Origin of the sequence: Pantoea deleyi, assembly GCF_022647325.1 — a bacterium.
Classification (GTDB): domain Bacteria; phylum Pseudomonadota; class Gammaproteobacteria; order Enterobacterales; family Enterobacteriaceae; genus Pantoea; species Pantoea deleyi.
Window position 1 is genome coordinate 242,489 of the sequence record NZ_CP071407.1, and the last position, 17,316, is coordinate 259,804.

Genomic DNA, 17,316 nt, shown 5'->3' on the forward strand with positions numbered 1-17,316 from the left:
GTAGATGATTTCAAAGATAATACAGAACGGGCAGGTTGCGAACTCGCGCCGGGCTATATCTTATAACCGCAAGGCCATTATCGGGCATAAAATAACCAGCGCTGTCGTCAGCCGCTATTTACCATGAATATTTGAGGTGGCGAAACAGTAATCAGTTGCGCGGACAGCAGGCCCGTCACCGCCATTATCTTCTAAGCTTACTTCTCATTCATGACCGGCACGCTTCCGGAAAACAGGGATTATCATGTCGAAGCAAAAGAACAAAATTAACGCCGTTGAGGTAATGCGCAGCAGCCAGGCCTGGAATGGCGAGGTAATTGATGCTTATCCCGCTGGCGAACCTGAACTGACCGTAATGCGACTGTCGCTGCCTGCCCATACCTCGCTCCCCTGGCACACCCATCCGATGCCAAATGCGGCGTTTATTCTCTCCGGCACCCTGATCGTCGAAGATAAAGAGAGCGGCGAGCAGCGCACGTTTCACGCGGGAGAGGCCCTGAATGAAACCGTCAACAGCGCACACCGGGGATACACGCTGGAAGAGCCTGCCGAACTGGTGATCACCTATGCCGGCGTAAAGGGGCAGGATCTGAGCGAACCTCTGCCAGGTGAGCCGGAGGAGTTTTAGGGCAGGGGCGCGCGGGCGCTGTCAGGCCGGGGAATGAGCCTGCGGCGCACCGCCAAACCCGGCCTCCCGCAGCCGCGCCTGCGCCCAGTCGGTCAGCAGAAACCCGGCCAGCGGCTGCGCCTCCGGGGTAAGGATGGCGCAGCAGTAACGCGCCACCGGGTTAAACGCGGGCGGGATTGCCATCACCGTCAGCCCGGCAATCCGGCGCAGCGCCGCCCGATAGCTGGCATAACCGATGAACAGATCGGCCCGATCTTCCAGAATAAGCCATTCCGCCGCCAGCCTGCCCGGCGGGATCGGGGGGGAGTGGCGTCCACCGACCCGCGCTCTGGCCCGCTGACGCACCGCTTCGCCCGCCTTTCCCATCCGGGAAAAGAGCTGTTGCGCATAGTCACCGCCGGGATCGTCGCCCGGCGTGGAGGTGGCGATCCGCAGCCTGTCACGGGTCAGCAGTGTGAACCAGTCGTCGCCCGCCTGAAGCCGATCGCTGCGGACGGTGAGGCAGAGCGTATTGGTGGCAAAGGGCAGGGTTGCCAGCGCCTGACCCGCCTGCCGCAGCCGCTGCGGATGTTCTTCGCTGGCTGAGACGAAGAGATCGCAGACCAGCCCCGCTTCAATCTCTTCACGCAGCAGACCGGCCGGGCCAGACCGGGTCTCCACCGGCGCCGGGAAGCTCGCCATCAGCGCGGGCCAGACCGGTTTCAGACTGCCCGCCACCGCCACCCTGAGCATCACTCCGTTGCCTGCCAGTGGGTGCGATAGAAGCGCTGATACCACTGATTGGCCAGCCGGGCCATATCCACATCCTGAAACGTCTGCGGATAGAGTTTTTTCGCCATCCAGAGTTCCCCCAGCCCCATCGCTTCCGGCATCGGATAGCCCCAGGCCTTGGCGTAGTCCGGCATCAGATAAACGCGATGGTGTTTAACCGCATCGATGCTCTGCCATTGCGGGGATTGCTTGATCGTCTGTACTACACCGGGATAGCGGTTCTGCACAAAAATAACCTGCGGGTTCCAGCTGATCACCTGCTCCATTGAGACCGTCTTAAATCCCGTAATGGTCGCGGCGGCGACGTTGACTGCACCCGCATGCTGCATCATCAAACCGGTGTATTTGCCCGCACCGTAGGTGGTCAGTTCCGGATTCGCCATATAGGCGCGAATGCGTTTATCCGCCGGGATTGCCTTGAGACGGTCGCGGACAATCTGACGGCCCTCATCGGTGGCCGCGATCAGCGCCTTCGCGTCTGCGGGGTGATTAACGATATCGCCGATCAGCGTAATGCCTTCGCGCAGCCCCCGATCGTAGGCCGTTTCCTCGTCGATCATCGTGGGATTCATTTTGGCCTTTTCACCGGGCCGATCGTGACGCAGAGAGATCGCCACCACCGGAATACCCAGGGCGCTGATGCTGTCAATCATCGCCTGCGGCGCATAGTTGGTGACAAACACCACCTGCGGATGCAGCGCCACCAGCTTTTCCGGATCGACGTGCGTCAAATCGCCGAGGGTGGCTTTCTGATTCAGTTCCGGTGCCAGACGCGCATAGCCGTCGCCCAGCTCCTGCTTCCAGTTCGCCATCACCCCGACAATCTTATCGGTGGCGTTCATCTGCACCAGCAGATTCAGGGTCTGATGCTGGAGTACCACCACGCGGTCGACGCGGTCAGGAATCGTAACCTGACGGCCAGTCTGGTCAGTAATCTGACGCGACGCCTGAGATGCCAGGGGAAGAACGGCCAGTAAACCGAGGGTGCATACCTGCCAGAAACGCTTCATTATGGCTCCTCAAATTTCGTTATGCACAGGATTATATAACGAAGGAGAGAGGGCGTCACGGTCTGCCGCCATTTTCAGCGGCGGTCAGCGTGACAGATTGAGACTGCCGGAACGCCGTCAGCTGGGCACCGATTATGTGCAACGCGCGCCGCTGGCTCCCCATCCCGGTGCCTTCTGCTTTCTGACCTCGTTAACCGACTGATTCTGCGCGATTTAAATTCTGGTACGCCAATTGCAGGACTTCCGGCAGTAAGCAGCGTAAGACACAAGATCATCAATAGCTGGCTAGGGTTCCGGTTCACGCAGGTGAATGGCTGGTCCGAGAGCTGGCGACCTCTGCGAGGTTACACGGCGGGACAAAAGCCCGGGAGACAGCGGCACCATCTGGTGTCCTGCGCTGCTCCCTTTTTTTGTGCCAACCAGAGGTCAACCATGAAGAAATCCCCCCTCCTGACACTTGTTATGTCGCTGGCGCTGCTGGTCAGCGCCCCCTCGTTTGCCGCGGCGAAAAAAGAGTTCAACATCTGCTGGACCATCTATGCGGGCTGGATGCCCTGGGGCGCCATCAGCAATGAGAAGATCATTGATAAATGGGCCAGCAAATATGGCATCAAAATTCACATCACCCAGCTGAACGACTATATCGAGTCGATCAACCAGTACACGGCGGGCCAGTTCGACGGCTGCACCATGACCAATATGGATGCCCTGACCATTCCGGCCGCCGGGGGCGTTGACTCCACGGCGCTGATCACCGGCAGCTATTCCGACGGCAACGACGGCATCGTCCTGAAAGGAACCGGAAAGAAACTCAGCGATCTGAAAGGGATGTCGGTCTATCTGCCTGCGCTGTCGGTTTCTCACTATCTGCTGGTCCGGGGGCTGGAGACGGCCGGGTTGCAGGAGAAGGATGTCAAAGTGGTGAACACCTCGGATGCCGATATCGTCTCGGCCTTCGGCACCAGCGGCGTTAAGGCGGCCGTTGCGTGGAATCCGCAGCTGTCGGTAATTAAAAAGACGCCGCAGACCACCGAAGTGTTCAGCTCCTCCGCCGTACCGGGGGAACTGATCGACATGATGGTAGTGAATACCGACACCCTGAAAGAGAACCCGGCACTGGGCAAGGCGCTGACCGGGGCCTGGTTTGAGATGATGGCGAAGATGCAGGCCGGGGATACACAGGCGCTGAGCGCGATGGCCGCCGATTCCGGCACCGATCTCGCCGGTTATCAGGCTCAGCTGAAAACCACCCACCTGTTCCCGACGCCCGCCGAAACCACCACCTTTGTCAGCTCGCCCGACCTGCCGAAAACCATGCAGCGCGTTGCCGCGTTCTCCTTTGATAAGGGCTTGCTGGGAGAGGGTGCGCAGAGTGCGGACTTCATCGGGATGCAGTTCCCTGGCAATGTCACCGTCGGTGATCCCGCCAACATCAAACTGCGCTTTGACGATAGCTATCTGAAGATGGCCGCCGCAGGCAAGCTCTAATTACTGACTCCGGGAGTTCAAGCCATGCGCCATATCAACCGCTATCCCCGCCAGGGAATGCGCCTGACGCTGATGCTATTACCCTTTGTGCTGCTGGCCGCCGCCTGGTTTATCAGTTCGGCGGTGCGCCTGGAGGCGAATCCGCATGACAAGCTGCTGCCGGGCCTGTCGCAGATGATCGCGGCCATCGATCGGATGGCCTTTACGCCGGACAAGCGCAGCGGGGAATTTCTGCTGTGGGCAGACACCTGGATCAGCCTGAGCCGCCTGCTGACCGGGCTGGCGATCTCATCGCTGATCGGCCTGTGCATCGGCATCGCGGCGGGCGTCTTCCCGATGAGCCGCGCGGCGCTGTCGCCTTTTATGACCGTGGTATCGATGATCCCGCCGCTGGCGCTGCTGCCGATGCTGTTTATCGTCTTCGGGCTGGATGAGCTGTCAAAAATGATGCTTATCGTCATCGGTATTACGCCGATGCTGGCGCGCGATCTGGAACAGCGGGCGCGGGAGATCCCCGCCGAACTGTTCATCAAGGCGCAGACCCTGGGGGCCAACAGCTGGACGGTGGTGCTGCGCGTGGTGTTGCCGCAGCTGCTGTCACGGCTGATCACCTCGCTGCGGCTGCTGCTCGGGTCGGCGTGGCTCTTTCTGATCTCCGCCGAGGCGATCTCCGCCACGGCCGGTCTGGGCTATCGCATTTTCCTTGTGCGCCGCTATATGGCGATGGACGTCATCATCCCCTATGTCATCTGGATCACGCTGCTGGCGTGGCTGATGGATCTGGCGCTGCGTCAGCTGCACAAGGCCTGTTTCCCCTGGGCGGAAGGAGGCCGGGAATGAGTTTCATCGATATCAAAAACATCTGGCAGGAGTATGGCGACCATGTGGTGCTGGAGCGCATCAACCTGCAGGTGAAAGAGGGCGAGTTCTGTTCGCTGGTGGGCGCGTCGGGCTGCGGGAAATCGACGTTTCTGCGGCTGCTGCTTGGCCAGGAGAAGCCCACGCGGGGCACGATCACGCTGGACGGCGCGCAGCTGTCCGCCGAACCCGATCGCAGCCGTGGCGTGGTATTTCAGCGCTATTCCGTGTTTCCGCACCTGAACGTGCTGGATAACGTCGCTGTCGGCCTCGAACTGCCCGCCTCGCCGTTTCTGGGACGGCTGCTCGGTGCCCGGAAACGCCAGGCCCGTGAGCAGGCAAAAGCGATGCTGGAGAAGGTCGGGCTGGGGCATGCGCTCGACAAATATCCGGCGCAGCTCTCAGGCGGTATGCAGCAGCGACTGGCGATCGCTCAGGCGTTTGTGATGCAGCCGCGCGTGCTGCTGCTGGATGAGCCGTTTGGCGCGCTGGACCCCGGCATTCGCAAAGATATGCACGCGCTGCTGCTTCAGCTCTGGAGCGAAACCCGCATGACGGTGTTTATGGTCACCCACGACCTGGCCGAGGGCTTTAATCTCGGCACCCGGCTGCTGGTCTTTGACAAGGTCCGCCTCGATCCTCAGGCCCCGAATGCGTGGGGCGCGCGGATCACTTACGACATCCCGCTCAATGAGACCCGGCTCTCTCAGCTGGCGACCGGCACGCAAAACAACCTCTATCCGATTAAGGAGATCGCCCGATGACCACACTGTTTCACTCCGCCCCGGCCCTGCGCGACGAGCGGCTGCCGGGTGGCGCCCATACCTCACTGATTCTGCGCAAAGGGCAGATTCTGCGCCTGACCGATATCAACGGCGGCGCTAACGTCAGCATGATGATGCTCAATCCCCACGAAAAAAGTGAGCGCCTGAACCTGCCGGACACCCTGAAAGGGCAGCACACCGCGCGGCTGACGCGCGGACACTGTTTCTACTCTGATATGGGCCGCGTGATGGCGGCGATCGTCGCCGATAGCTGCGGCTGGCACGATCCCTTTGGCGGCGTACTCAACGCGGCTGAGACGCAGGAGAAGTATGGCACAGGGCGCTATCAGGAGCTGCGCAACGGCTTCTACCGCAACGGTGTGGATAATCTGCTGGTTGAGATGGGCAAATGGGATCTGGGCCTGGCGGATCTGCTGATGGTGGTGAACTTCTTCAGCCGGGTCACGGTGGATAACGCAGGCCGGTTTACATTCACCCCGGATAACAGCCGTGCGGGCGACTACGTGGAGCTTTACGCGCCGATGGATGTGCTGCTGATCCTCACCGCGCTGCCGCATCCGCAGGATCCGGTAACGGAATACAACCCGCGCCCGGTCCAGCTGAGCTGGTATCAGGCCGACGACAGTCAGGCCGTGACGGACGCCATGCTTACGCGCGATGAGAACCAGCGCGCATTTCAGAACACCCGCTTTTTTGCCCTGTAAGGAGGCTGCCATGACCCTCATTCACTCTGAACGTTCTCCCGAAGAGGCGTGCTATCGCCATCAGATCCCGGCGGGCGAGCCGTGGCTGTTTGAAGTCAGAAAGGGCCAGACGCTGCGCCTGCTCGACCTCGAAGGCAATCAGGCGATCGATACCCTGTTTTATAACGCCGATAACCCAAGGGAGCGATACGATCCGCAGCGTACGCTGCGCCGTCAGGGCAATGTCTATCTGACCACCGGCAGCGTGCTCTTTTCAAACCTGGGAAATCCGCTGCTGACTATCGTCGCCGACACCTGCGGTCGTCACGACACCCTGGGCGGCGCCTGCTCGCAGGAGAGCAACACGGTGCGCTACGCCCAGGATAAACGTTACATGCACAGCTGCCGCGATAACTTTCTCTGCGCCTGTCTGCACGATGGTCGCCTGCACAAGCGCGATATCGGCGCCAACATCAATTTCTTCATGAATGTGCCGGTCACGCCCGAAGGGGGACTGACCTTTGCCGATGGCCTGTCCGCGCCCGGCAAATATGTGGAGCTGGTGGCGGAGTGCAACGTGATGGTGCTGATCTCCAACTGTCCGCAGCTGAATAACCCCTGTAACGGCTGGAACCCGACGCCCGCCGAAGTGCTGGTCTGGAACTGAGAGGCACCATCCGCTGAAGATACCGCCCGCGCGTTTCCTGCGCGCCGGTCAGCCCCGGGGACGACCCCAGGGAATATCGAATGTGGCGGGACGACCCGCCTCCCTGAGAGTTCGCTTATGTTTGATACCTTACTGATTGCTAACCGCGGCGCGATCGCCTGCCGCATTCTGCGCACGCTGCGTACTATGCAGGTAAAAGGCGTGGCCGTTTACGCCGAGGCCGATCTGAGCAGCTTACACGTGCGTGAAGCGGACAGGGCGATCAGCCTTGGCGACGGACCCGCAACGGACACCTATCTGGTGAGCGAAAAAATCATCGCTGCCGCCCGGCAAAGCGGGGCGACGGCCATCCATCCCGGCTACGGATTTCTGTCAGAGAACGCCGCGTTTGCCGAAGCGTGCGAGGCGGCGGGGCTGGTTTTTGTCGGCCCCACGCCGTCGCAACTGCGAACCTTCGGCCTGAAACATACCGCCCGTGCGCTGGCGAAAGCCCAGGGAGTGCCGCTGCTGGAAGGCAGCGAACTGCTGGCGGACATCGACGAGGCCTGTCGCGCAGCAGATGAGGTCGGCTATCCGGTCATGCTGAAAAGTACCGCGGGCGGCGGCGGCATCGGGATGCGCGTCTGTCGGGATGCCCAGGCGCTGGCCGAGGCGTTTGAAACGGTGCGCCGTCTGGGCCAGAACAACTTCAGCGACGCCGGGGTATTCCTGGAAAAATATATTGAGCGCGCCCGCCATCTGGAAGTGCAGATCTTCGGTGACGGCACGGGGGAGGTGATCGCGCTGGGCGTGCGTGACTGCTCGGTGCAGCGGCGGAATCAGAAAGTCATCGAAGAGACCCCGGCGCCCAACCTGCCAGCCGGTATGGCGGAGGCGCTCTGCCAGGCCGCCATCGCGCTGGGAAAAGCAGTGAACTACCGCAGCGCCGGGACCGTCGAGTTTGTCTATGACAGCGCCGCGCAGCAGTTCTATTTTCTGGAGGTCAACACCCGGCTGCAGGTTGAACATGGCGTCACAGAGCAGGTGTGGGGCGTGGATCTGGTGCAGTGGATGATTGCGCTGGCCGCAGGCGATCTCCCTCCGCTCCGCACGCTGGCCACCACGCTAACGCCGCAGGGCCATGCGGTGCAGGCGCGCCTCTATGCGGAAGATCCGGGGCGGCAGTTCCAGCCGTCGCCGGGGCTGCTGACCGACGTTTTCTTCCCGGAGAGCGGGGATAAGACGCTGCGTATCGACCGCTGGGTGGAAGCGGGGTGTGAGGTGCCGCCCTTCTTTGACCCGATGCTGGCAAAAGCGATCGCCTGGCGGCCCTCCCGCGACGAGGCCATTGCCACTCTGACGCAGGCGCTGGCGGAAACCCGTCTCTATGGCGTGGAAACCAACCGCCGCTATCTGCAGCAGATTCTGGCTTTCGAACCCTTTACCTCCGGCGAGCCCTGGACGCGCTGTCTGGAGCAGCTCCGCTATCAGGCGGCAACCTTTGAGGTCATCAGTGCGGGCACGCAGACCAGCGTTCAGGACTATCCGGGCCGTCTGGGTTACTGGGCGGTCGGCGTGCCGCCGTCAGGCCCGATGGACGATCGCGCCCTGCGGTCGGGCAACCGCCTGCTGGGCAATGGTGAAGGGGATGCGGCGCTGGAAATCACCCTTAACGGGCCTGCCCTGAAATTTAACACAGCGGTCGAGGCGGTAATCTGCGGTGCGCCGCTCAGCGTCACGCTGGACGGGATCGCACAGCCGATGGACACCGTTTTCACCATTCCGGCCGGGGCGACCCTGAAGCTGGGCGCGATCACCGGCGCGGGCGTGCGAAGCTACCTCTGCCTGAGCGGCGGTATTCAGGTGCCGGACTATCTGGGCAGCAAAAGTACCTTCACGCTCGGTCAGTTTGGCGGGCACGCCGGACGGGCGCTGCGCAGTGGTGACGTACTGCATCTGGCCCCCCGCGCCACGCGCGCGACCGGGGCAGAACTGCCTTCTGCGCTGCGCACCCGTCCCGGCGCACTGCGGACGCTGCGCGTGATCTATGGCCCGCACGGTGCGCCGGAGTTCTTTGCGCCAGACTATATCGAGACCTTCTTCGCCACGGAATGGGAGGTTCACTTCAACTCCAGCCGCACCGGCATACGTCTGATTGGCCCCAAGCCGATCTGGACCCGCGACAGCGGCGGGGAGGCTGGCCTGCACCCCTCGAACATTCATGACAACCCCTACGCCATCGGCGCGGTCGATTTCACCGGTGACATGCCGGTGATCCTGGGCCCGGACGGGCCGAGCCTCGGCGGGTTTGTCTGTCCGGTGACGGTCATTGAGGCGGACCTGTGGCAGATGGGCCAGCTCAAAGCGGGAGATAAAGTGCAGTTTGTGGCGGTGGCGATTCCCGTCGCCCGGCAGCTGGCCATAGCCCGTCACCAGGAGCTGGCCACGCTACAGCCGCAGGAAACGCACTGGCAGCCCGCGCCGCTGACCTCGCCTGTGGTGATGAGCTGTGGCGAGGCAGATAAGCGTCTGGTCGCCCGTCTCTCCGGCGACACCCATCTGCTGCTGGAGGCGGGCGAGCCAGAGCTGGATCTGGTGCTGCGTTTCCGTATTCATGCGCTGATGCAGGGGCTGGAGGCGCAAGCCCGCGACGGCATTATTGATATCACCCCCGGCATCCGCTCACTGCAGATCCACTTCCGGCCGGAAACCCTGACGCCGGAGAGGCTGCTGACCTGGGTGCGCGGGGAGTGGGAGAAAGTCTGCCTGAGTGACGATCTTCAGGTGCCCTCGCGCGTCGTGCATCTGCCGCTCTCCTGGGACGATCCGGCCTGTCAGCAGGCTGTAGAGAAATATATGACCACCGTACGCCGGGACGCGCCCTGGTGTCCGGACAATCTGGAGTTTATCCGCCGCATCAACGACCTGCCGGATAAACAGGCGGTCTGGAATACCGTTTTTGATGCCAGCTACCTGGTGATGGGGCTGGGCGATGTCTATCTGGGCGCGCCCGTTGCCACGCCGCTGGACCCCCGTCATCGGCTGGTCACCACCAAATATAATCCGGCCCGCACCTGGACGGCGGAGAACTCGGTGGGCATCGGCGGCGCCTATCTGTGCGTGTATGGCATGGAGGGACCGGGCGGCTATCAGTTTGTCGGGCGCACACTGCAGATGTGGAATCGCTATCATCAGGTCGCTGACTTCAGTGGTCAGCCCTGGCTGCTGCGCTTTTTCGACCAGATCCGCTTTTATCCGGTTTCGGCCAGCGAACTGCTGCAGATCCGCCGCGATTTTCCGCTTGGCCGCTTTCCGCTGCAGATCGAACACTGCACGCTGCGGCTGGCGCAATACCAGGCTTTTCTCGCCCGCGAAGCGGCGAGTATCGACGCCTTCCGCCAGCATCAGCAGAGCGCGTTTAACGCGGAGCGCGACCGCTGGATCGCCAGCGGACAGGCCCATTTCGACAGTCTGGAAGCGATAGCCGAAGAGGGCGGCGAGATGCCGCTGCAGCCGGGCGAGCAGGGGATCGAAAGCCCGATTTCCGGCAATCTGTGGCAGGTGCAGGCTACTGCAGGCAGCCGGGTGCGGGCGGGAGACGTCTTGGTCGTGCTGGAGTCGATGAAGATGGAGATCCCGTTAATCGCGCCCTGTGATGGCATCGTCCAGCAGGTAAGCGTGCAGCCGGGCGGCGCAGTGCGTGCAGGGCAACGGGTGGCGGTGATCGTGGAGGATAATGCGTAACGCAGCGTGACAGTGTCACGCTATCGCTCTGAACCCGCCGGAAACACGCGGCGGGCGCAGGGTATTACGATGACGATTTACCGGCCAGGCCGCCAAGCCAGGCGATCATCGCCGCACTGCCCGGCAGCGCCCGCGTGCGGGGCGGCCAGGCGAGATAATAGGGTTTGCTGAGCGGCAGGCTGAAATCGTCTGCCACCACCAGTTCGCCGCGCGCCAGTTGCGGCGCAATCAGGCGTCGCTGTCCAAGCAGCAGCCCGGCACCCGCGACAGCCGCGTCGATTGCCAGCGAGGTAAGATTAAAGGTGTAGCCCGGCTGCGGCAGCGGCTCGTCCATGCCTCTGGCCTGAAACCAGCTGCGCCAGTCCGGCAGGAAACGCCCCTCATCTCCCCAGTCCAGATGGATCAGCGGCGCACGGCTGAAGATCGCCTTTGCCGCAAAGCGCTGCAGCAGCGCGGGGCTGGCGACCGGCAGCACCTCATCATGAAACAGCCACTGTTTTTCGAGCTGCGGGTAACGATCCTCGCCAAAACAGAGGACAAAATCCGCCGGCATCGCCTGAAAATCGACCTGCGCATGCGTGCCGTGCAGCGCCAGATCGACATCCGGACACTGTTCGCGCCAGCTCGCCAGCCGGGGCATGATCCAGTTTGACGCCAGAGCAGGCAGGGCATAGATCGTCAGTTTTGGCGCACGAACCGCATCACGAATGTTCTGCTGACCGAGATGCAGAATATCAAAGGCTTCGGTGACGTAGCGCAGATACTCTTTGCCGGTTTCGGTCAGCACCACGCCACTCTGCGTACGCAGAAACAGAGCGCTGCCGAGCTGCTCTTCCAGCTGGCGGATCTGCTGGCTGACGGCCGCTGGCGTCAGCGCCAGCTGGGCGGCCGCTTTCGCCAGGCTGCCCAGCTCGGCAGCCACTTTGAAGGCGTGTATCACGCTGATTTTTGGCAACCTGGTGATTCTGGCCGGCATTAACGCTTCCTTATGAGGGCATTAAATTTTTATCGTTACATAGCTTCTCGAACGAAAGATAGAGTAACACCACACCTGCTGATGATGAGAAATGATGCTATGAGTGATGCCCTGGTTCGTCTCGATCTCCATCCGCTGGCCGATCATGGCTGGCGTCAACGCTGTCATGAAGCATTAAACCACACAGGCACGCTGGTTCTGCGTCAGTTTTTACAGCCGCAGGCGCTGGCGGCGATCGTTGAAGAGGGCAACGCGCAGCGCCCTCTGGCTTATCACACCCGCAGCAGACATAACGTGTATCTGATGAAGCCGGATGCGGCGTTCAGCGACACGCATCCGCGTAACCGGGAAGTGGTCAGCACCAAAGGCTGTATCACCGACGATGTGATTGCTGCCGGGTCGCCACTACGCCAGCTCTACAATGATGCCTTATTCCAGCGCTTCCTGTGCGATGTGCTGGGTGAGGCGGCACTCTATCCCTACGCCGATCCGCTCTCCTCAATCAACCTGCACTACGCGTCTGACGGCCAGGAACTGGGCTGGCACTTCGACAACTCCTCGTTTGCTATCACCCTGCTGGTGCAGAAGCCGCGGGCGGGCGGGGTGTTCCAGTATGTCAACGATCTGCGCGACGCCGATGCGGGCGGGATGAACTTCTCAGGTGTCGAGGCGGTGCTGGATGCGCGGCAGCCGGTGAATTCGCTAACGATCGATGCCGGCGATCTGGTGCTGTTTCGGGGCCGTAACGCCCTGCATCGCGTCACGCCGACAGAGGGCGAGGTGACGCGAATGCTGGCCGTGCTGGCTTACAACACGCAGCCCGGTATCGCGCTGTCGGAAACCGCGCGGATGACCTTCTACGGCCGACTCTGAACCCTCCCTGGCCGATGCGCCGTTGACCGCGGTCAGCGCCAACGTGTTACTCCCGTGGCGGTGCGCCGGGGATTGCGCGCCGGAGGAAATCGACAAAGGCCCGTACCCTGGCGGAGAGATGCCGGTTCTGCGGGTAGAGTATTGAGAACGGCCGCGAGCGCCCGCTATAGTTCTGCAGGACTTCGGTCAGGGCGTTTCTGTAGAGGGCAGATTCGGCGATGAAGTGATAAAACTGGAACAGCCCGCCTCCCGCCACCGCCCAGCTGACCGCACCCAGAACATCGTCAGAGACGCTGTAGGGACTTCTGACGTTAATATCGACAGGCTTCCCGTTTTCATCGCGGAATTCCCACGGCATCGGTTTGCCCGAGCTGGGCAGAATAAATCTGATGCAGTCATGCTGGTCCAGATCGTCGAGCGTGACGGGTCGGCCCCGGCGACGCAGATAATCCGGCGAGGCAAAAATCCCCAGCGTCGCGTCCTCCAGTTTGTGCGCAATCAGGCTGGAATCCTTTGGTGTCCCCAGACGGATAGCGAGATCGAACCCTTCGTCCACGAAATCGATGACCCGGTTGGCAATACTGATATCGAGTTCGATCTGCGGATGCTCTGCCTGAAAGCGCGGGAGCAGGGGAAGGAGACGATGATGCGCGTAAGGCGTGCCGACGCTGACCCGCAGTCGCCCGCTGGGGATCTTCTGCGTGCCGGTAATGACCCGTTCGGCTTCTGCAATCTGTTCCAGCGCCTGCTGACACTGCCTGTAGTAGATCTCACCTTCGTTTGTCAGCCTGATGTTTCTTGTCGTTCTGGCAAAAAGCCGCACGCCTAACCGGGCTTCGAGACGGCTGATCGATCGACTGACCGACGCGGGCGTCAGGCCCAGCAGCTCTGCGGCAGCGGTAAAACTGTGCAGCTCGGCCGCTCTGCAGAAGAGCTCGATACTGCCCAGCTGAACGGGATCGAAGCTTCTCATTTGTTCACCTGTGTAACAAGTCAATTGCCTGAAGGGCACTTTATCATCTTTAACCGATTCAATAGAGTGACTCCAACGGTGACCCTCACCGGATCACCCCACATCGCAGACCCGTAATGAAAGGTTAAAATGAAAAAGATTTTCAGAACGCTGGCGCTTATGCTGCTGGTGACCAGTGCAACCGCCTTTGCGGCCAGCAAGGGCGAAGTACTGGTTTTGCTCTCAGGTAAAACAGAATTACCGCTGCAGAATAATAAGACGTTCCCCTCCGGCTATTATCTGAATGAATTTGGCGTGCCTGCCGATGCGCTGATCCGGGCAGGCTATCATTTAACGGTCGTCACCCCGGAGGGCACTCAGCCGCGTGCCGATCAGCGTTCACGCGATGCGCTGTACTTTGGCGGCGATGTAAACGAGATGCACCGGATCGAGGGCGTGGTCAGTGCGCTAACGCAGGCCGATCAGGTGAAATCGCTGAAAACTGTTCTGGCTGCCGGACTGGATAACTATGACGCGCTCTTTATTCCTGGCGGTCATGCACCGCTGATTGACCTGTCGAATAATCCGGAGGTCGGCAGACTGCTTCGTGATTTCCATCGTAAAGGGAAGCCGACCGCAGCCATCTGTCACGGCCCGATCACTCTCCTTGCCGCTCAGGATGATCCGCAGGGCTATGAGCAGGGGGTAGTGGCAGACAGAGACGTCAGCGCAGATCACTGGATCTACCGCGGCTATAAGATGACCATCTTTGCCGACGAGGAAGAGAAAATTTTCGAGGCCTCTTTAAAAGGCGAAAAGCTTCGCTATTACCCGGCCAGAGCGATGAAGCAGGCGGGCGGAAACATGAACTTTGCTGCCGCCTGGCAGCCGCATGTGGTGGTGGATCGTGAACTGATCACCGGGCAGAACCCGTTCTCAGACCATCTGCTCGCCTCGGCATTGCTGAAGGCGCTTGCAGCACAATAAACGGATTTTCCGGTTGTCTCCGCACGGTAACCGGGATGGGCTATAAACAGTATCAGAGACCGCCGGCGGTAACGCGAAGAGGCGTTGCCGCCGGAATGGTCAGCAGGGCGGCTCTGTCCTCTGTCACCGGGAGCCTGGCCGCCTGCTTACCAAAACCTCTCTCTTTCTCGGAACAGAATCAAAGGAAACATAAATGTATAAGACAGACGCGTGGACCTGGCATCGCAATCCATCGCCCCTTCAGCTGAGCAAAGAAGAAAAATCACTAGCACCGGGCGACGATGACGTGTTAGTCGAAAATCGTGCCGTCGGCCTTAATCCCGTCGACTGGAAACTGATGGAAGGGCTGTCTCCTGCCTGGCAGGCGGGCCAGATCCCGGGTGTCGATGGGATGGGGATTATTGTCGCGACCGGTAAGAATGTTGCGCATCTCCGCAAGGGCAGCCGGGTGATGTACCATACCGATCTTCGCTATCACGGCAGTTTTGCACGCCATACCCTGGTTAAGGCGAATGCCGTCATTGCCGTGCCGGATAACATCAGCGATGCCACCGCCGCCTCGCTTCCCTGTCCAGGGCTGACTGCCTGGCAGGCCATTAAAAAACTGCCCGATATTGCCGGGCAGACCGTACTGGTAAACGGTGCAGGGGGCTATGTGGGGAATCTGATTACGCAGCTTCTGATTAACCACGCCGCCCATGTCTATGTCACCGCCAGCGAGCGTCATCATAAAAAACTCTCTGCACGGGGCGTGATTCAGGCTTTTGACTACAAAGCGTCAGGCTGGAAAGAGGATTTTCGTCGCATGCTGGGCGAAAAAGCAGTGCACGCGGTGTTTGATACGGTAAACCAGCAGAGCGCGATCTCCCTCGCCGGATTACTGGGTTACTATGGTCATCTCGTCTGTGTTCAGGACAGAATCGAAACCGCGCCGCTGCCGGCATTCACCACCAGTATTTCGTTACATGAGATCGCACTCGCATCCATTCATGCCTACGGAACAGCGCAGGATTTGAGTCAGCTCCGTCTGGCCGGTGAAACGCTGCTGAAGCAGGTCGGTAATGGTGAGTTACAGCTCGCAGCGCCAGAAACGGTGACCTTTGATGACATTCCGGCGGCGCTGGAGAAACTCAAGCGCAACAACGATGGCACCAAGTATGTGGCGCTGATTGCACCGCAGTAAGGGGCTGACGCGCGTGTAGTTCAGTTAACGTTCCGCGCCCGTCATGGCGGCGGGCGCGGAAAAGCCATAGGTTCATAGCGGAGTGTGTCACTGAGAGCCTGGATTATTAATGCGCACAATCTATCTTATGTTAAATCACCTACTGTGGTAAATAAGTTCATAAGACACTCCCACTAACGGATAAATCAATACGTTAGGATTTCTGATCTCCCTCTCGTTTCTTGCATTAGGTACAGAGTACATTCTCTTCATATCCATGATAATTTTGAGGTAAATATTGTGTATTCACTAAAGCAGTTGGTTATCTCAGGCCGTAAAAGGCGATGGATCCTGATGGACTTGGAAACCTCTCTACCGTTGCTGTATCCCCTTAGGTACCATATTGACCATTTGGCTTTCCGCTCATTGTCCACACAGTCTGACCTGCTCCCCATTGATTAATACACCGCGATGTTAGTAATGTCTTCATAAGTCACATGAGGACATCCCCATGAAGAAGCGTTTTTACGACGAACAGATCATCAGTATTCTCCGCGAGGCTGAAGCCGGCGTTTCTGCCCGGGAACCCTGCCGCAGGCACGCCATTTCCGACGCCACCTTTTACACCTGGCGCAAGAAGTTTGGCGGCATGGAAGTCCCCGATGTGAAGCGGCTCAAGTCACTTGAAGAGGAGAATGCCCGACTCAAGAAGCTGCTCGCTGAAGCCATGCTGGATAAGGAGGCGCTTCAGGTGGCTCTGGGCCGAAAGTTCTGACGACAGACCAGAAGCGGGAAGCCGTAGAAGTCATGTGTGAGACAACGGGCCTGTCGCAACGCCGTGCCTGCAGGCTGCCTGGTCTGTCCCTTTCAACCTGCCGTTATTCGGCTCAGCGTCCGGCTGCTGACGCGCAGCTGTCTCTGCGTATCACAGAGCTGGCACTTGAACGTCGCCGGTTTGGTTACCGGCGCATCTGGCAGTTATTACGTCGGGAGGGCCTTCAAGTCAACCACAAGCGGGTTTACCGCATCTATCGCCTTAACGGTCTGGGTGTAAAACGCAGGCGACGCCGTAAGGGGCTGGCGACTGAGCGGCTTCCGCTTCTACGCCCGGATGCGCCGAACCTGACATGGTCGATGGATTTTGTCATGGATGCACTTGCCAGCGGCCGCCGGATTAAGTACCTGACCTGCGTGGATGATTTCACGAAGGAGTGTCTGACGATCACCGCTGCTTTCGGTATTTCAGGCGTTCAGGTCGCGCGTATTCTGGACAGCATCGCGCGGTTTCGTGGCTATCCGGCAATGATCAGAACCGATCAGGGCCCGGAATTTACCTGCCGTGCGCTCGACCAGCGGGCTTTTGAGTATGGCGTAGAACTGCGACTTATCCAGCCGGGCAAGCCAACACAGAACGGATTTATTGAGAGTTTCAACGGACGCTTTCGGGATGAATGCCTTAATGAGCACTGGTTCAGCGATATTCTCCATGCCCGGAAAATCATTAATGACTGGCGGCAGGACTATAACGAGTCCAGACCTCATTCATCGCTGAATTATCAGACGCCGTCTGAATTTGCAGCATGCTGGCGAAACGGAAAAAATGAAGAAAAACCAACCGACATTACTAACTGAAGGTTGTATCTAATACTGGGGGCAGGTCACCCTGCCTGGCACATGAATAAAGAGCACTGGGTGAGCGTGATCCTGGACGGTCCCATCACGCCAGACTAGATCCACGATCTGCTGTCTGAAA

At 59.9% G+C, this 17,316-nt stretch carries 15 protein-coding genes, 1 pseudogene and 1 riboswitch; of the genes and pseudogenes, 12 read left to right on the forward strand and 4 right to left on the reverse strand.

The features are described 5' to 3' along the window. Positions 1-244: 244 nt before the first annotated feature. Positions 245-628 carry a cupin domain-containing protein gene (locus J1C59_RS20415; protein ID WP_128086354.1) on the forward strand — a complete coding sequence of 128 codons (384 nt, stop codon included), beginning with the start codon at positions 245-247 and terminating at the stop codon, positions 626-628. A gap of 21 nt (positions 629-649) precedes the next feature. Here the strand turns inward: J1C59_RS20415 and J1C59_RS20420 are convergent, their stop codons facing one another. Next, a complete protein-coding gene (locus J1C59_RS20420; protein ID WP_140917104.1) occupies positions 650-1,360 on the reverse strand; it encodes a substrate-binding domain-containing protein in 711 nt (236 codons plus the stop codon). Then, the gene (locus J1C59_RS20425; RefSeq protein WP_128086710.1) at positions 1,360-2,409 is read right to left on the reverse strand and encodes an ABC transporter substrate-binding protein; all 1,050 of its coding nucleotides are present in this window, start codon (positions 2,407-2,409) and stop codon (positions 1,360-1,362) included. The genes J1C59_RS20420 and J1C59_RS20425 overlap by 1 nt, the downstream gene beginning before the upstream one ends. Before the next feature lie 274 nt (positions 2,410-2,683). Beyond that, positions 2,684-2,782, forward strand: a riboswitch (guanidine-I (ykkC/yxkD leader). Between the two features lie 59 nt (positions 2,783-2,841). Here J1C59_RS20425 and J1C59_RS20430 point away from each other — a divergent pair. The 6 genes from J1C59_RS20430 to uca all read left to right on the forward strand — a co-directional run bounded on the left by J1C59_RS20430 (position 2,842) and on the right by uca (position 10,613). Further along, positions 2,842-3,897: a putative urea ABC transporter substrate-binding protein gene (locus J1C59_RS20430; protein ID WP_140917089.1), complete on the forward strand. Its 1,056-nt coding sequence runs from the start codon at positions 2,842-2,844 to the stop codon at positions 3,895-3,897. Between the two features lie 24 nt (positions 3,898-3,921). Continuing rightward, complete coding sequence (locus tag J1C59_RS20435) at positions 3,922-4,737, forward strand: ABC transporter permease (protein ID WP_140917088.1); 816 nt, start codon at positions 3,922-3,924, stop codon at positions 4,735-4,737. After that, the gene (locus J1C59_RS20440; protein WP_128086709.1) at positions 4,734-5,519 is read left to right on the forward strand and encodes an ABC transporter ATP-binding protein; all 786 of its coding nucleotides are present in this window, start codon (positions 4,734-4,736) and stop codon (positions 5,517-5,519) included. The genes J1C59_RS20435 and J1C59_RS20440 overlap by 4 nt, the downstream gene beginning before the upstream one ends. Next, a complete protein-coding gene (locus J1C59_RS20445; RefSeq protein ID WP_128086708.1) occupies positions 5,516-6,244 on the forward strand; it encodes an urea amidolyase associated protein UAAP1 in 729 nt (242 codons plus the stop codon). Before J1C59_RS20440 ends, J1C59_RS20445 begins: the two co-directional genes overlap by 4 nt. A gap of 10 nt (positions 6,245-6,254) precedes the next feature. Further along, positions 6,255-6,890: an urea amidolyase associated protein UAAP2 gene (locus J1C59_RS20450; protein ID WP_111138424.1), complete on the forward strand. Its 636-nt coding sequence runs from the start codon at positions 6,255-6,257 to the stop codon at positions 6,888-6,890. Positions 6,891-7,007: 117 nt separating this feature from the next. After that, positions 7,008-10,613, forward strand: coding sequence for an urea carboxylase (uca, locus tag J1C59_RS20455; RefSeq protein ID WP_140917087.1), 3,606 nt, complete (start codon positions 7,008-7,010; stop codon positions 10,611-10,613). A gap of 64 nt (positions 10,614-10,677) precedes the next feature. On the opposite strand, the gene J1C59_RS20460 is transcribed toward uca, so the two are convergent. After that, positions 10,678-11,589 carry a LysR substrate-binding domain-containing protein gene (locus J1C59_RS20460; RefSeq protein ID WP_128086681.1) on the reverse strand — a complete coding sequence of 304 codons (912 nt, stop codon included), beginning with the start codon at positions 11,587-11,589 and terminating at the stop codon, positions 10,678-10,680. 99 nt (positions 11,590-11,688) lie between these two features. On the opposite strand from J1C59_RS20460, the gene J1C59_RS20465 reads away from it, so the two are divergent. After that, entirely contained in the window at positions 11,689-12,462 is a 774-nt protein-coding gene (locus J1C59_RS20465; protein WP_128086680.1) for a HalD/BesD family halogenase, read from the forward strand. Positions 12,463-12,508: 46 nt separating this feature from the next. Here the strand turns inward: J1C59_RS20465 and J1C59_RS20470 are convergent, their stop codons facing one another. Then, a complete protein-coding gene (locus J1C59_RS20470) occupies positions 12,509-13,435 on the reverse strand; it encodes a LysR family transcriptional regulator (RefSeq protein ID WP_128086679.1) in 927 nt (308 codons plus the stop codon). Between the two features lie 129 nt (positions 13,436-13,564). Here J1C59_RS20470 and J1C59_RS20475 point away from each other — a divergent pair, with 129 nt between their 5' ends. The 4 genes and pseudogenes from J1C59_RS20475 to J1C59_RS21850 form a co-directional block, all read left to right on the forward strand. Further along, entirely contained in the window at positions 13,565-14,401 is an 837-nt protein-coding gene (locus tag J1C59_RS20475) for a type 1 glutamine amidotransferase domain-containing protein (RefSeq protein WP_140917086.1), read from the forward strand. Between the two features lie 193 nt (positions 14,402-14,594). Continuing rightward, complete coding sequence (locus J1C59_RS20480) at positions 14,595-15,584, forward strand: zinc-binding dehydrogenase (RefSeq protein WP_128086678.1); 990 nt, start codon at positions 14,595-14,597, stop codon at positions 15,582-15,584. 490 nt (positions 15,585-16,074) lie between these two features. Next, a protein-coding gene (locus J1C59_RS20485; RefSeq protein WP_242281402.1) for an IS3 family transposase occupies positions 16,075-17,195 on the forward strand; the annotation gives its coding sequence in 2 pieces (ribosomal slippage) (positions 16,075-16,333 and positions 16,333-17,195; 1,122 coding nt in all). 30 nt (positions 17,196-17,225) lie between these two features. Continuing rightward, positions 17,226-17,294, forward strand: a pseudogene (locus tag J1C59_RS21850) (MmcQ/YjbR family DNA-binding protein); the annotation flags it as partial. Between the last annotated feature and the right edge of the window lie 22 nt (positions 17,295-17,316).